Origin of the sequence: Terriglobus sp. ADX1, assembly GCF_036877645.1 — a bacterium.
In the GTDB taxonomy this organism is placed as follows: Bacteria; Acidobacteriota; Terriglobia; order Terriglobales; family Acidobacteriaceae; genus Terriglobus.
The window spans coordinates 35,973-50,145 of the sequence record NZ_JAEDXV010000010.1 but is presented as its reverse complement, the minus strand read 5'-3'; the positions used below and the strand labels follow the sequence as shown (position 1 = coordinate 50,145).

At 56.3% G+C, this 14,173-nt stretch carries 12 protein-coding genes; 1 reads left to right on the top strand and 11 read right to left on the bottom strand.

All coding sequences use genetic code 11. The annotated features are described in order from the left end of the window. Positions 1 to 265 precede the first annotated feature (265 nt). Genes JAO32_RS08530 through JAO32_RS08510 form a run of 5 tightly spaced genes read right to left on the bottom strand, consistent with a single transcriptional unit; the run spans position 266 to position 4,256 of the window. Complete coding sequence (locus JAO32_RS08530; RefSeq protein ID WP_334239455.1) at positions 266 to 1,204, bottom strand: type II secretion system protein; 939 nt, start codon at positions 1,202 to 1,204, stop codon at positions 266 to 268. Then, entirely contained in the window at positions 1,201 to 1,812 is a 612-nt protein-coding gene (locus JAO32_RS08525) for a hypothetical protein (RefSeq protein ID WP_334239453.1), read from the bottom strand. The genes JAO32_RS08530 and JAO32_RS08525 overlap by 4 nt, the downstream gene beginning before the upstream one ends. Next, positions 1,809 to 2,450, bottom strand: a complete 642-nt coding sequence (locus tag JAO32_RS08520; protein WP_334239452.1) for a hypothetical protein — start codon at positions 2,448 to 2,450, stop codon at positions 1,809 to 1,811. The genes JAO32_RS08525 and JAO32_RS08520 overlap by 4 nt, the downstream gene beginning before the upstream one ends. Continuing rightward, on the bottom strand, positions 2,447 to 3,196 hold the full coding sequence (locus JAO32_RS08515) for a fimbrial assembly protein (RefSeq protein WP_334239451.1): 750 nt from the start codon (positions 3,194 to 3,196) through the stop codon (positions 2,447 to 2,449). Before JAO32_RS08515 ends, JAO32_RS08520 begins: the two co-directional genes overlap by 4 nt. Before the next feature lies 1 nt (position 3,197). Next, the gene (locus tag JAO32_RS08510; protein ID WP_334239450.1) at positions 3,198 to 4,256 is read right to left on the bottom strand and encodes a hypothetical protein; all 1,059 of its coding nucleotides are present in this window, start codon (positions 4,254 to 4,256) and stop codon (positions 3,198 to 3,200) included. Positions 4,257 to 4,373: 117 nt separating this feature from the next. Between JAO32_RS08510 and JAO32_RS08505 the strand changes: the two genes are divergently transcribed. Continuing rightward, on the top strand, positions 4,374 to 4,859 hold the full coding sequence (locus JAO32_RS08505; RefSeq protein ID WP_334239449.1) for a DUF6265 family protein: 486 nt from the start codon (positions 4,374 to 4,376) through the stop codon (positions 4,857 to 4,859). Here JAO32_RS08505 and JAO32_RS08500 read toward each other — a convergent pair. The 6 genes from JAO32_RS08500 to JAO32_RS08475 all read right to left on the bottom strand — a co-directional run bounded on the left by JAO32_RS08500 (position 4,856) and on the right by JAO32_RS08475 (position 13,978). After that, complete coding sequence (locus JAO32_RS08500; RefSeq protein ID WP_334239448.1) at positions 4,856 to 5,791, bottom strand: VOC family protein; 936 nt, start codon at positions 5,789 to 5,791, stop codon at positions 4,856 to 4,858. The two genes, JAO32_RS08505 and JAO32_RS08500, sit on opposite strands and share 4 nt — an antisense overlap. Positions 5,792 to 5,873: 82 nt before the next feature. Continuing rightward, on the bottom strand, positions 5,874 to 7,505 hold the full coding sequence (locus JAO32_RS08495; RefSeq protein WP_334239447.1) for a GspE/PulE family protein: 1,632 nt from the start codon (positions 7,503 to 7,505) through the stop codon (positions 5,874 to 5,876). Positions 7,506 to 7,539: 34 nt separating this feature from the next. Continuing rightward, on the bottom strand, positions 7,540 to 8,760 hold the full coding sequence (locus JAO32_RS08490) for a type II secretion system F family protein (RefSeq protein WP_334239446.1): 1,221 nt from the start codon (positions 8,758 to 8,760) through the stop codon (positions 7,540 to 7,542). Between the two features lie 94 nt (positions 8,761 to 8,854). After that, positions 8,855 to 9,697, bottom strand: a complete 843-nt coding sequence (locus tag JAO32_RS08485; RefSeq protein WP_334239445.1) for an SCO family protein — start codon at positions 9,695 to 9,697, stop codon at positions 8,855 to 8,857. Positions 9,698 to 9,875: 178 nt separating this feature from the next. Next, positions 9,876 to 10,256 carry a HesB/IscA family protein gene (locus JAO32_RS08480; RefSeq protein ID WP_334239443.1) on the bottom strand — a complete coding sequence of 127 codons (381 nt, stop codon included), beginning with the start codon at positions 10,254 to 10,256 and terminating at the stop codon, positions 9,876 to 9,878. 194 nt (positions 10,257 to 10,450) lie between these two features. Continuing rightward, the gene (locus tag JAO32_RS08475; protein ID WP_334239440.1) at positions 10,451 to 13,978 is read right to left on the bottom strand and encodes a TonB-dependent receptor; all 3,528 of its coding nucleotides are present in this window, start codon (positions 13,976 to 13,978) and stop codon (positions 10,451 to 10,453) included. Between the last annotated feature and the right edge of the window lie 195 nt (positions 13,979 to 14,173).

Below are 14,173 nucleotides of genomic sequence, written 5' to 3'. Positions count from 1 at the left end.
TACTCCTCCGGCGACCTCCCCGTCGGGGGCTTGGGCCGCAATTGTCCTGCTCAAACTTAGTATGTATGACGCCGTCTAGCTCAGGCACGTTCAGAATCACATGTGAGTGACTTATTGTCAATGTATATGATGTAGTAATTCACCTTTTGGTCGCAGATTCTCTCTACGACCCTAAACCGGAGAAGAAAGGGGCAAGAATACGGACCTTATGCCCCTAAAAGACGAATCTTCCTTACGGCCATCCGTGATTCAAATTCCGGATTGTCTAAAAGGGGTTGGTGCCGGTGCCGGATGTCCCGGTCGTTGGGGCGGAGCTGGTCGGCGTGTTGCTGGTCGAGCTTGCATTGGAGCCATTCACTCCGTTCGTCCCCAATCCGTTGCCCAGGCTTCCAAAGGATCCGCTTCCATTGGCAGCAGGTGAGCCGCCAAAGATACTTACCCGGGCCTTCAGCAATTCCACACGAGGATCGTAGAGAAACTCCCAATCCTCGATATTTTCAGAGCCGTTCCACTCCACCAGTCCGTGGCCTTTGCCATTGCTGCCCACGCCGATGATTGCCCCTTTGCTGCCCTGAAATGAGGTGGCATTGTTGCCGCCCAGTGTTGAAGTAACGTCCGTCTGGTTTCCAGAGCCCGATCCAGTTCCCGTGCTGCCGGTACTTCCGCTAGCACCGGTTGAGGAAGTCGATGCCCCCGATCCGCTTGTAGTGCCCGAACTGCCAGACGCTCCCGCAGAAGAATTCCCACCCAGGTTTGACACCATACCCGCCGCCGACCCCAGATTCCCCACCGGTGCGCCCTGCAACGGCTCACCAAAGAAGCCTTTAACCTCAGTTTTGGCCTCGCCGAAGTGGATCAGGCGGTATTCACCATTGGTAATTGGGTCTTTGTATTCCTGCCGCAGATAATGCACGTTCGTGGAGGTGCCGCCCAGGCTCATGCCTCCGCCCGGCCCTTTCCCCATAAGCTCATCCATCGATGTGGGATAGCGGCTGTTTTTCTTATAGAAAAGCTGGATGGCCCGGACATACTCCTGGGCACGGTGCTCTGACTCCACTTCACGGTCGCGCTCCAGCTCCTTTGCCACGCGCGGAGCAGCCACGCCCAACACCAGCAGGAGCAGAAAACACACCACCACCAGCCCCAGCAGGAGATAGCCTTCTTCTCCTGCGGAGTGCTTGCGGACTGGCTTCAGAGTGGTCATTGCATGATTAACGGGAGGCGCTGCGTGTTGTTGTTGGTCAGGTCCGTGACCTCCACATCGTGCGCGCCCACTTCCCCAATTTTGTAGCGGCGGCTGACGATATCGCCCTTGCCTGCAATAAAGACGTCTTCACCCTGCAACAGGAAAGCCTGGCGCACACCGTCTTTGCGCGTCGCATTGCCAAAATATCGCAGGTTGATAGGCGGTGGAGGCGGCGGTCCGGTATTGACCGGAGCCTGCGCCACATAGCGCGGTGAGGCGATCGGCTTCGGAATCGATGCCAGCTTCGTTTCTGCAGATGGCGTTCCCGGAGGCGCAAAAATGTTGCGGCCCTTGCCTGCGTAGACCAGCGACTCCGTCAGCAGCATCCCCTCGGGATGCAGCGTGGGATCCAGCTTTGAAGATGGAATGTGAGCCGTGGCATGCGCCGCCGGGTTTGCGGTGCTCGCAGGAGCCGTCTGCGTCACGGCAGGCGAAGGTGCGGAAGGCGTATCGCTGCTTCCGCTTCCGGCAAAGTTGTACACCAAAGAAGCCACAGCGATCAGGCCAAAGGCACTCGCGGCGATCAGCTTCTTCTTATCTTCATTACCCACCTTCATCGCGCTCATGGACGCGCTCCTGCGGCGGTCTGCGCCGTAGCGTAGGCGGGCATGGGTTCGCGGATATACGTCCCAATGCGAAGCTGCAGATTCACCAATCCACCCTGCGCGCCTGTCAGCGCCAGGTTCTCAATCAGGAAGAAGCTCTTGCTGCGCTCCATAGCGTTGATGAAGTGCGCAACGGAAACGTAATCGCCCGTCACCGCGCCGTCGATACGCAATTCCGTCACGCCATCCGTGGGCGCTGCCTGCACGTACGACGCGCGGCTCCAGCGAACGTTCGTCTCCTTCGCCAGCGTGCCAATCGCGGCAGCAACGTCAGAGTACGCATACGGTAGACGATCCGTGTAGAACTTCTGCGCTTCCGCATCCGACGCCTGCAGCTTCGAGTCCACTCCACGCAGCTTTTCTGCGGCCAGATTCGCCGCAGCCACACGCGACTGCTCCACCACAATGGCTTCGTTGCCCTGCGTGCCCGTGCTGCCGCTGACCATATACAGCCTCACGCCGAGGTATAGGCAAAGCAGTACCAGCACACCAGCCACGGCCAGATGCGCATTGATCGGCGTAGCAAGCTTGCGCATGCGTTCGCGCTGTACATCATTCACATTCACGCCGGGCACGGTAATTCCGGAAGGCAGCTTCATGGCTTCTTCACCTCCGGCTTGGTCTTAGTCCTGATCTTGGTCTTGGACTCAGTCTTTTCGTCGGCCTCATCTTCGGTCTTTGCTGCAGTCTTTTCGTGAACGCGCGATTGCAGCGGGTTATAGCCGGAAACAATCTCAAACTCCACACCGGAGATGGCAGGCAAGCCATTCGCGCCGGTCACCACGGCAGCAGGCTGCGGCAAACCATTTGCGCCCATTGTCGACGCATTCCGTTGCGCTGTCTGCTGTGCTTCGCCCTGCAGACGGGGCGCGATAAACCGATGCGACTTCTCCAGGTTGCGCACCAGTTGCACCGTATTCTCACGTTGCCCAAGTACACGCATGCGGATGGTCACTTCACCCGTGGGAGACGGCACCGGCTCAATCGACGATACCTGCACGCCCTCCGGCAGAACCTCTTCCAGATCCATCAGCACCGCAGTCCAGGAGAAACTCTTGCGCTGAAACAGCGTGTTCAGGAACTGATTGCGACTTAACGTTGCGGCGTTCACTGGCTGCCGTAGTCGAGCCTCATTCGCATTGCGCTCGCCCTGCAGCTTTTGTTCCTGCGCCTGTAGCGCTTTCAGCTCTGCCTGCTGCTGCCGCGCCTTTGATGACTGCGAATACAGCCAGATGCCCAGCGCGAGCGCCACCACGGCCAGAGCAGCAATGGCAATACGAAGCTGCTTCAGCAGCCGATCCAGCTCTACATAAGGCCGGGTTGCGAGATTAATCGAGACGCGCACGTTAGCCTTTCAACGCTCCTCGCAGCCCCGCCAACAGCCCGTGGGAAATAGGCGTGGCCGACAACAGATCCGCCGACGTCAATACTTCTGTCGCGCGCAGACCTGTCTCTACCAACATCGCTTCCAACGCGGAAGGAGACAGCGTTCCCGCCGTCAGCACCGTCTCTGGCGCGACATTCAACGAGTCTTCAAAATAAGCAGCCGCCACGCTTACAGCCTGCAGCAATTCCAGCTCCACACGCGACGGGTCATCGGTCGCAGCCAATACACTTGCCTGCACGATCTCTGCCACAGCCACTTCGCTGGCCTCGCCGTCCTGGGTCTGCATCAGCTCCGCATGAATCGCGGCGTTCGCTGGCTCCTGGGACACGATGGCAGCAGCTTCGGCCATAGCATCGGTCTTTAATTCCAGCGTGCGATGCAGAAGCAACTCGCCCCGGCGCAGAATGGCTGTCGTCACGGCATATTCGCTGCCGTTCACCAACAACGACGCGGTCTGCGCGGCATCATCAATCGCAGCCGCAACAGCCAGCGTGCTGGGCAGCACTGCGCCCGGCTCAAATCCGGCCTCACGCACTACCGACTCATATTCCGCCAGAACTTCATTCGGAATGGCCACCACCAGCACCTGCATCACCAGCGAATGGCGACTCATCACCTGCCAGCTGACCTGCGCCAGTTCCGGATTGAACGGCAGCAGCTTGGCCAGCCGGAAACGCATCACGGCCAGCGCATCTTCCGTCTTTGACGGCAGTTCATCAAAATCCAGCAGCAGGACGCGCACGGCCGTATCCGGCACAATGAGCGTCACATCGCGCCCTTTGCCTACCTGCACCGCGCCCAGCGCCTTGCGAAGCGCCGCGATCACGGCAATGCGGTCCACCACATTGCCCACCTTCAGCGACGGCACCACAGCCCCCATCGGCAGCGTGGCAGAAGCCACCTGAGCCAGCAATCCTGCGGTATCCGGCGACGAGGCCGCATACACGCCCTCAGGGCGCACTTCTACAGCCATGCGCGGACGCACCTGCATCGTCGATTTCGGAAGAACGGAAGGCATACTTCGGAGCTAATCCAGACTACATGCTTGAGACGGGATTTGCCGCCGTCCGATAGCACAGCCTCTCTTTCTGGAATTCCATTTCCGAACGTTTCTCCCATCGCCTAAGATCAGCGCATGCCCCGGTGCCTTCCTATCGCCTTGCTCCTTGCTGCTTTAGCAACACCGTCTGGCCTGCACGCACAGGCAACTTCCTCCACGATTGAGCAGCTTGCCTTCCTCACCGGTCGCTGGATCAGCGACACACCGGATGAATATCAGGAAGAATCATGGTCACCTATTCATGCACAGAACATCACAGGCCAGTTCCGCGTCCTTCACAAAGGCACGCCTGTCTTCTACGAATTCTGGACGGTCGAAATGGATCCCAATATGCCCGTCCTGAAGCTGAAGCATTTCAATGCCGGGCTTATTGGATGGGAAGACAAAGACAAGAGCACCCGCATGCCCCTGCGCAAGGTCAGCGCAAATGAAGTCCTGTTTGAGGAAGAAGACGGCAGCACCACCCTGCACTATCAACGAGCCGGAGATACACTCACCTGCACCGTCCACCATGCGCGGACGGGCAAAGATGAAATCTTCCATTTCCACCGGCAGCCTTAAAGCGGCGGCCACGGAGCCGTGGAGGGCGGTGTGACTGTGCCATCAATTGTCGTCGGTTCCATCAACTCCGTTCGCGTTCCATCGGGGTCAAACAGATTTGATTGTAGTTTGCGATTTTTGCCGACGTGATCGTCCTCCAGCGGACGCTTGTACGTCGCGGCATAGGGCCGTTTCTTCAGCTTTGCCACCGCCTCCGGCACACTGGGCACCACCAGACAGATGTGGTGTGCCGAGCCACGCTTCGTGGGCGCTGGCGCTTCCTTGTACAACATGAACTCCACATAATCCGTGCTGTCCGGCATTTTCAGGTTGATCCACGAAAGCGTCTTGCCATCTGACGATCCACGCCACGTCTCCGTAAAACCCAACACCTGCGTATAAAAGCGATACTCCGGATCAAGATCCGTCACGATGAGTCCGGTATGCGTCATATGCGTGGAAATACGTTCCGGCCCCAGATGCTTACCGAAGTCCTGCGCAGTCTTGCCCTGCGGCATGTACTGCACAAACTCCACCTGATGCCCGGCAGGATCAGTAATCTTGAACGCCACATTGCCAATGCGTCCATGCGTTACTTCCTTTGGAACGGCAACGCCCTTCGCTGCAAGATAGCGGCGCATCGCTTCAGCGTCGTTCGTCTCAAACGAAACATCGCCAAAGCGATCAGTGCCAGCTTCCTTTTCCGGCGTCAGTTCCACGAACTGGTGGTCGTTGATTTTGAAGAACGTGAACGCAACCTTGCCCTCTTCGCTCATCCACGTATTCACTTCTTCAAGCCCAAGCCAGTCACGATAAAACGCACGCGAAGCCTCCATGTCATGCGACGCATAGGCCACATGCGCTATGCCAAGGATCTTTGGCCGCTGCTGCGCCTGCGCAACAACGGCTCCCACCGTCAGAAGAGAAAAAAGGATTCGCAGTCCACGCCGCATCGTTCGCCCTCATACGCTGCGGAAAAACATCACGCAGCGAAGCGGCACCAGCATAGTACGAACGCACAAAAGATGCGCGGCTTTAGCGACCGCTTTCGATGAATGTAACCTTGTTGATCTCATGCAGCGTGGTCACGCCAGCGCGTACGCGTTCCAGCGCCGAATCGCGCAGGAAGTGCATGCCCTTAGCCGCGGCTTTGCGACGAATCTCGCTGCCCGGCTTCTTCTCCAGCAGCATTTCGCGCACTTCATCATCCAGTTCCAGCAACTCGTGAATCGCCGAACGGCCACGATACCCCGTACCGCCGCACTCAATGCAACCTGTGCCCTCACGAAATTCGAACCCACGCCATTCCTCAGGATTCAGGCCGTTCTCCAGCAATACCTCATCGCTGTACGTGCGATGCGTTGCACAGAAATCGCAGATTTGTCGCACCAGTCGCTGCGCCAGGATGCAGTTCAACGCCGACACAAAGTTGTACGGCTCCACACCCATGTTCAGGAATCGACCCAGCACGTCCACCACATTGTTTGCGTGAACGGTTGTGAATACAAGGTGACCCGTCAATGCAGAGTTGATGGCAATCTGTGCTGTCTCCGCATCACGAATCTCACCCACTAGAATCTTGTCCGGGTCATGACGCAGAATCGAGCGCAAACCACGCGCAAACGTGAGGCCCTTCTTCTCATTCACAGGAATCTGCGTAATGCCGCGAATCTGGTATTCGACAGGGTCTTCAATGGTGATGATCTTGTCTTCTTCGCTCTTGATCTCGTTCAACGCGGCGTACAGCGTCGTTGTCTTACCGGAACCCGTTGGCCCGGTCACCAGCACCATGCCGTAGGGTTCTTTGATGTAACGGCGGAAACGCTCCAGATCATGCGCACCAAAGCCCACAACGTCCAGCGAGAGCTTCTTGAACTTCTCGCTCATCGATTCTTTATCCAGCACACGCAGCACAGCATTTTCGCCATGCACCGTGGGCATGATCGACACACGGAAGTCGATCAGGCGTCCCTTGTAACGCACACGGAAACGACCGTCCTGCGGCACGCGACGCTCTGCAATATCCAGTTCGCTCATGACCTTAATACGCGAAAGAATTGTCTGATGATGCTCACGCGCAATGGGTGCCATTGCCTGCTGCAACACGCCGTCGATGCGGTACTTCACCAGCAATGAATCGTCGTATGTTTCGAGATGGATATCCGATGCGCGCCGTTCCAGCGCGGAGAAGATCGTCGTATCGACGAGTCGAATGATCGGCGAGATATCGTCTTCACTCGTCAGTCGTTCAATCGAAATGTTCTCGTCAGGATTATCTTCCGCAGACAGGACATCAAACGTGAGACCTTCCGTCGCCTCTTCCAGAACGCGCTGCGACTGCTCTGTCTTCTTCAACAGATCCGTAATCTGCGACAACGTGGCAACGCGCGTCAGCAGCCGTTGCCCAAGCAGGCCGGAGATTTCATCCAGCACCATCAGGCGCGAAGGATCGCTGACCGCGATGACGAGACGATCTGCAAGCTGTTCCAACGGGATGAAGTTGTAGCGGAACATCAGTTCCACCGGCACCGACTTCACAAGTTCATGCTGAATCTTGAAGTCGCGCAGGTCGACGAACTCGCAGTGATAGCGTCGCGCCATCAACTGCGCGCGCTCTGTCTCGTTCAGTTCCGGATTCGCAATGGGGATTGCAAGAGGAGATGCCATAAGTTCGTTGAACTCCTAAAACCTTAGGTAAGACTTACTGCCCTGCTCCGGGCTGCCCGCTCGCAGCGCCCGCGCCAAGCTGCAGGATCGGCAGATAAAGCGAAATCAGAATTACGGCAACCACAATGCCCATAAAGATCAGCAGCGTGGGTTCAATCAAACTCAACAACGCGGCAGTGGATGTATCCACATCCTCTTCAAAGAAGCCGCCTACCGAGTTCAACATCGTGGGCAAAGCGCCAGTCGACTCGCCCACTTCGATCATTTCCAACGCGAGCTCTGGAAAGACCTTTGTAGCTTCCAGAGATCGGCTTAGGCCCTGACCTTCACGCACCTGCGTCACGGAAGCGAACACCGCATTCGAAACCTGACGCGAAGAGATAGACCGCGCAGCCGTTTCCAGCGAAGGCACCAGCGGCAAACCACCCGTCAACAAAGTTGAGAGCGTGCGCGCAAACAATCCCACCTGGTACTTCAACCAGATATTGCCAATCAGCGGAATCGACAAGCGCACACGATCAATGAGCGTGGCGCCTGCATCTGTCTTCGACCACCGATACAACAGAAACGCCGCCAATAGCACAAATGGCAATACATACAAACCGTACTTCTGCGAAGCGTTGCCCACATCCAGCAAGAACACCGTAATCTTCGGCAGCGGCGCGTTCAACTGGTCATACAATTGCGCAAAGCGCGGCACCACAAACGAAATCAGAAAGATGAAAAGCCCCACCACCAGCGTGATCAGCAACGTGGGGTACACCAGCGCGCTCTTCAGCTTTTTTGTGACCGTAAGCGACACGCGCTGAAAATCCACATAACGTTGCAGCACTTCCGCAAGGTTGCCGGAACGCTCACCCGCAAGCAACGTCGTTGTGAAGATCAGCGGAAACCCACCCTGCGCGTCAAACGCTCCTGACAAGGATTCGCCCGTCTTGATACGCGCCGCCACGTTCACCAGTTGCGCCTTGAAGTTTTCATCGCGTTGACGCCGCGCCAACAACTCCAGCGATCCTGGAATAGGCAAGCCTGCCTTAATCAGCGTGACAAACTGCTGGTTAAACACCAGGAAGGCCTGCAGTTTCACCTTCTTACTGGAGGAACCACCCGCCAGCGCGCTCTTGGGCTTTACGGAATAGACAAGGTATCCCGCCTGCAAAAAGCGTGCACGCAATTCTTCCGCGCTGGCAGCAGGATGCGTTTGCTCCTGCACGCGGCCGCGTTCGTCGGCGAGTTTAACTATGTATTCCGTCATTCAGTGGTCTGCACAATTTTAGACGGACTACGAACGATTCCAGAGCAGCCCCACGATGAATCCACCGTCACCTTCGCCAAAACCGGAATCGCCTCTAAGCCGTGGCCTTCGACTTCCTCGTCAGCACCACCAGCATTCCCACCACAACCACCACGGCGAACATGGCGGCAAAGCTCAGAATCCGCAGAATGGACACGGTGTATTTGCCTACTACCGGGTTGTAGCTGCAGCAATACAGGATCAGCAGATCCACCGGATTGCTGATCTTTCGCTCCGATGCCTCCAGCAACGCCATCCTCAGGTCGCGCGCCGGGAAGTCTACACCCGTCAGATACTTGGAAAGCTTGCCGTCCGGCGTGGCGAACATTATCGCGCTGGAATGGGCAAACTGATCCATCTTGCCATCCGGCCCCGGCACCTTTACATAATGAAAGCCAGTGGAACCACTAATCGCTGCAATATCCGCCGGGGTTCCCACCAGAAAATGCACCGCATCGGCAGGCGCGTTCTTTCCCACATCCGCCAGAAATTGCTGTTTCTGCTTCACTGCGTCTGCGGGGGTATCCGTGGGATCAATGCTGAACGTTAGAACGTCGTAGTCCTTTCCAGGCCGAAGCGTCACGTCATGCAGTCCGGCGCTCAGCCCATGAAGTACCTGCGGACACAGCATGGCGCACTTGTAATAGATCAGTGCCATCACTACTGGCCGCCCATGAAACCAGTCCGACAGCGGCCCGGTATGTCCAGTTTCATCGGTGAAGGTCGCGCTCATAGGCAGCAACTGGTTCAGTCGCTGCTCCAAACCCGCCTGCTGCAGATACGCCGGTAACTGCTGCGCATGTGCCCCCATGGCGTGATCCGAAGAGTACCCCTGCGCCACGGCAGGAACGCCTGCCCATAAGAGAGTCAAAGCAAGGAAAACGCCTCGGAAACGCATGCAACCTCCGCAAGCACGAAGAATGGTGCCCTTTTCAGGCTAGTCCCGATAAATCTCTTCGTGGCTTGCTGCACTGGAATGGCGCATCGAACATCGCCCGCCGACGATACCCTGCATAGCAAAAAGGCCCGCCGAAGCGGGCCTTTTGAACTGGTGCTGCAGGTTCGCAGCATAACTGTTAGACCGAGAACGACGATCCGCAACCGCAGGTGCTCTTCACCTGGGGATTCTCAAACTTGAAGCCAGCAGCTTCCAGAGTCTCGACATAGTCGACGGTGCAGCCGTTCAGGTACATAGCGCTGGTAGCGTCCACGAAAACCTTCAGGTCATCAAAGCGGACAACCTTGTCCATCATGCCCTGCTGGTTCTCAAAGCTCATGGAGTACTGGAAGCCGGAGCAGCCGCCACCTACAACACCAATGCGCAGACCAGCCGGAAGCGGATCCTGTGTGGCCATAATCTCCTTCACCTTGGCGATGGCAGAGGGCGTCAGCGCTACGGGCTGGGTCGTCGGGGCCGGGCCGGTGACTACTTCGGGTGTGGGAGCGGCAGTTGCCATGGTGGTTGTCTCCTTCAGAACTTCAATCTCTAGTGTAAGCCCCCGGCAAACTCCGATCAAGCCGGTCGCTGTTTGATCTTTATTACTAGATGCTTGAGGGCCCGCTAAGTTGCGGTCCTGTTTGGACGAAATCAAAAAAGAGAGGCCGCAGCACGGAAGCTGCGGCCCCGAGGCAGTTACACCCTGTTTTGGCGTTAGAACGAAATTCTGCCGCCAAGCGAGATGAGGCGCGGGAAGTTGATGGCCGAAGTGTTCACCGAGCCAAACGACGCGTTCCCATACTTCAGGCCATTGGTGTTGAGTGCGAACAGCGGTGTATTGGTCAGATTGAGCATTTCTGCCTGGAAGCGGAAGTGTACCCGCTCTGTCTGAAAGTCTTTGAACACAGACATATCCACGTTGCGAGAGCCCGGCGCACGGCAAGCGCTGCTGGTGCGAGACAGGTTGCCGAACTGGCCGTTGCCTGGCTGCGTGGTAGCGAATGCCGCTGGGTTAAAGAACGTGGTCAGGCGCGATTGCGTTGACCCCGACGTGCACAGCGGAACTCCGTAGATAACATTCGGACGTTGCGTTGCTGTTCCCAGGATGGAAGAGTTCAGGTTGGTGTTGTTCTGGATTGGCACCGGTCCGCCAGACTGACCGACGAAGGTTGCGTTCGCGCTCCATCCACCAACGATCAGATCCATCCAGCGATTGTTGTTCAGGAACGCACGTCCCTTGCCGAAGGGCAGTTCGCCTGTGCCGCCAAAGGTAAACCGGTGAGGGATATCGTTAATGGCCAGCGAATATTCGCCGCCGGGGCCGTTGATGTTGTAAAAGTTCTGCGGTCCGTTAGCGCCCACGTTCAGATTGCTGCTCTGCGAGAAGACGCTATCCATGTTCTTGGACCACGTATATCCAGCTGTCAGAGAGAAGCCATGCGAGAACCGCTTGCGCGTGTTGAGAATCAACGACTCATAGTTGGACTGCGAGACGCTGGGCTGAATGTTCACTGCGCTGAACTGTGGGAACGGACGGCAGAGCTGATTGTTGGCAATCTTTGCTGCCGCAATCACGCCGGTGCCACCCTTATTGGCATAGGGATTGGTGCTGCTATCCGTTAAGAATGTGCTGCTGCCAGTGTTTGCCGGGCATGCACCCTGCCCATACGGAATCGCACCTGGGTTGATCTGATCGATGTTGTATGTGCCGCCATTGCTTGGCAGCAGGTTGCGGCCATGCGATGCGACATAGCCCATTTCACCGGACATGCCGAACGCAAACTCGCGCTGTACATCCAGCGACCATTGCTGGATCAACGGCATACGACGATCCTGATCAATGGTTGTGAGGCTGGTACCAACGCCCTGTGAGAGACCAAGGCTGTTACCGGAAGGCTGTGTCAAACCATTCGGGAATGGATTGCTCAGGGAGTTGGCAGGAGTACGGTTGCTGTCGTTCGATGCAACATACGTTGATGTTGCAGCATAGCCAGGAGCAAGGCTTGCGCTGGTGGAGTAAAACAGCGGTGCATAGAAGACACCGAAGCCACCACGAACCACAGTCTTCTCATCCAGCGCATATGCTGCACCAATACGAGGCGAGAAGTTGAAGGAGTGGTTGCTGCAGCAGTTCGTGCTGTATCCGTTTTGTCCCGCGTATTCGATCGCGCCCTTGGTGGTAACTCCCGCAGTTGTCTGCAGAGGGCTGGTGATGTTGCGATCGAAGCCCACAGCATAGTGATTGCTGCGCTCGTGAATGCCCGGCTCAAATTCATAGCGTAGACCGGCATTGATCGTGAGCTTGTTGGTTAAGCGGATATCGTCCTGGAAGTACACAGCGTTGTATTTCACGTTCAGCGCAAGCGGTGTTACCACCTGCACGGAACCACTTGTGGGATAGCCAAGCAGAAGGTCGGCTACGTCCGCGCCACCTACGCGTGTGCCAGCCAACGGATTCTGCGATGTGAAGGTGTTCTGGAAGGTGTAACTTCCGTTTCCGGTACTTACGTTGGTGAAGTCAACGGAAATGGTACGGAAGTTATAACCAGCCTTGACGGAGTGACGTCCGAGGCTCTTTGCTACAGCCACCACAATGTTGCGTGAATAAAATACCGCTGGTCCTGAGTTATTCGTTCCAAAGGATGCTGCAGACTGCATTGTGATGGCGGGAAACGCTTTCTTCTGCAAGCTATTCGCGTAGCTGGAGGGGAATCCTAGCTGCGTCTGGTCATAGTTAGAAGTTAGATCCAGCGTGTTATTCGGGAAGCGATTCTGTCCGTACGACACAGTCAGGATAGTCGTAGGATTCAGCGTGATTACGTTGTTCTGATTGAATGCATCCACCTTGCGATACAGCAGGTAAGCAGTCGTACCACCAGCGAACGATCCTAGAGGGTTGCCACCTGGTTCTTTCGAACCATAGTGAAGATAGGAAGCATTGGCCAACCACCACTTAGTCACCTGGTGATCAACCTTCGCAATGAATTCATCCGCGCGATCTCCCAGGAGATCGGTTGGCTGAAAATTTGTTGCTCCGTACGCAGCCGATGAATTGCAGCCTGCAGCGCATGTGGGCAATGCTGTAAGCAGGTTCTTACCTACTGTGTTGATTCGGTTTGACGGAATGATATTGCCGGCAAAGGCAGTGCGGATGCCGGTAGTAGGATCCGTGGTCAACGGGTCATAAATACAGAGACCGCTGGTACAAACGCCATTGGATACAGTACCGCGTGCAGAGAAATCACCTGCTTTTTCTGCAGCCGTCGGAAGATAGTAGTTAGCTCCGAGAGGCGAACGCTGACGATAGCCTTCTTCTGTAACCCAGAAGAAGGTCTTGTCTTTCCAGATGGGCCCGCCGAGAGAACCTTCGTAGCTGTACTGGGCAATGTTAGGACGCGGTGCGCCAGTGCGATTGTTAATCCATGTGTTCGCAGACCAATTCGTCTGACGTGTGGATCCATACAGATTGCCATGCAATGTATTGGTTCCAGATTTCAAAAGTGTGTTGAATACGCCGCCACCAGTGCGTCCTGCTTCCGCATCATAGGTATTCGTCTGCGTCTTCATTTCCTGCACGGCTTCTACAGACGGGATAATCACCGCGCGATTGGAAAAGTCCGTTACCGGAACACCATCAATCAGGTAGTTATTCATATTGATCGGGCCACCGGCGATTGAGATCGCGGATGATCCCGACTGATCCTGAAAGCGGTTGAAGCGTGGATCGCCGACTGCCGTCACATTGTTATTGAGCTTAGTAAGAAGAAACGGATTGCGACCAAGGTTCGGCAGGTCAACGAGTTTCTGCGCGTCAAATACCTGGCCGTTCTGTGCAGTTGCTGTATCAATGGCCGGTGCTGCGCTGGTTACTTCTACCACCACACCAGAGCTACCAACTGTGAGCGGAATGTCCAGCGCTACGGTCTGCTGCGTGGCAACGATCACGCCTTTCTGCGTGTAGACCGAAAAGCCATTAGCGGTGACGGAGAGGTCAAATGTTCCAGGATCGACCGCGTTAAAAACATAATCACCTGCGCCCGTGGTCACAGTCTTACGTTTGATCTTGGTTCCAGTGTCTGTCAGCGTAACTTCAGCATTCGGAATAGCAGCTCCGCTGGGGTCTTTCACCAGACCTTTCAATGTGCCGTAGTACGACTGTGCATGTCCGGGTACTGCCGCAGCCAAGAACACTACGGGGGCAAGCGCGAACGATCGGGAGAAACGATAATATCTGGACAACATAAGACCTCCTGCAAAGGTGCGGCAATTGAGTACAGATGTTCGTTGCCCGCGGCGCTCGGTATCGCCGGGACAGATTGGTTTATGTAGGCTTGTGCATCCTCATGCGAAGGACACATGAAGTTACAACGCTGCGTTCGCGTCGCGAGGCGCTGCGGCGCGTGACAAAGAATGAATTCGCTACTCGGTGCTGCTGGT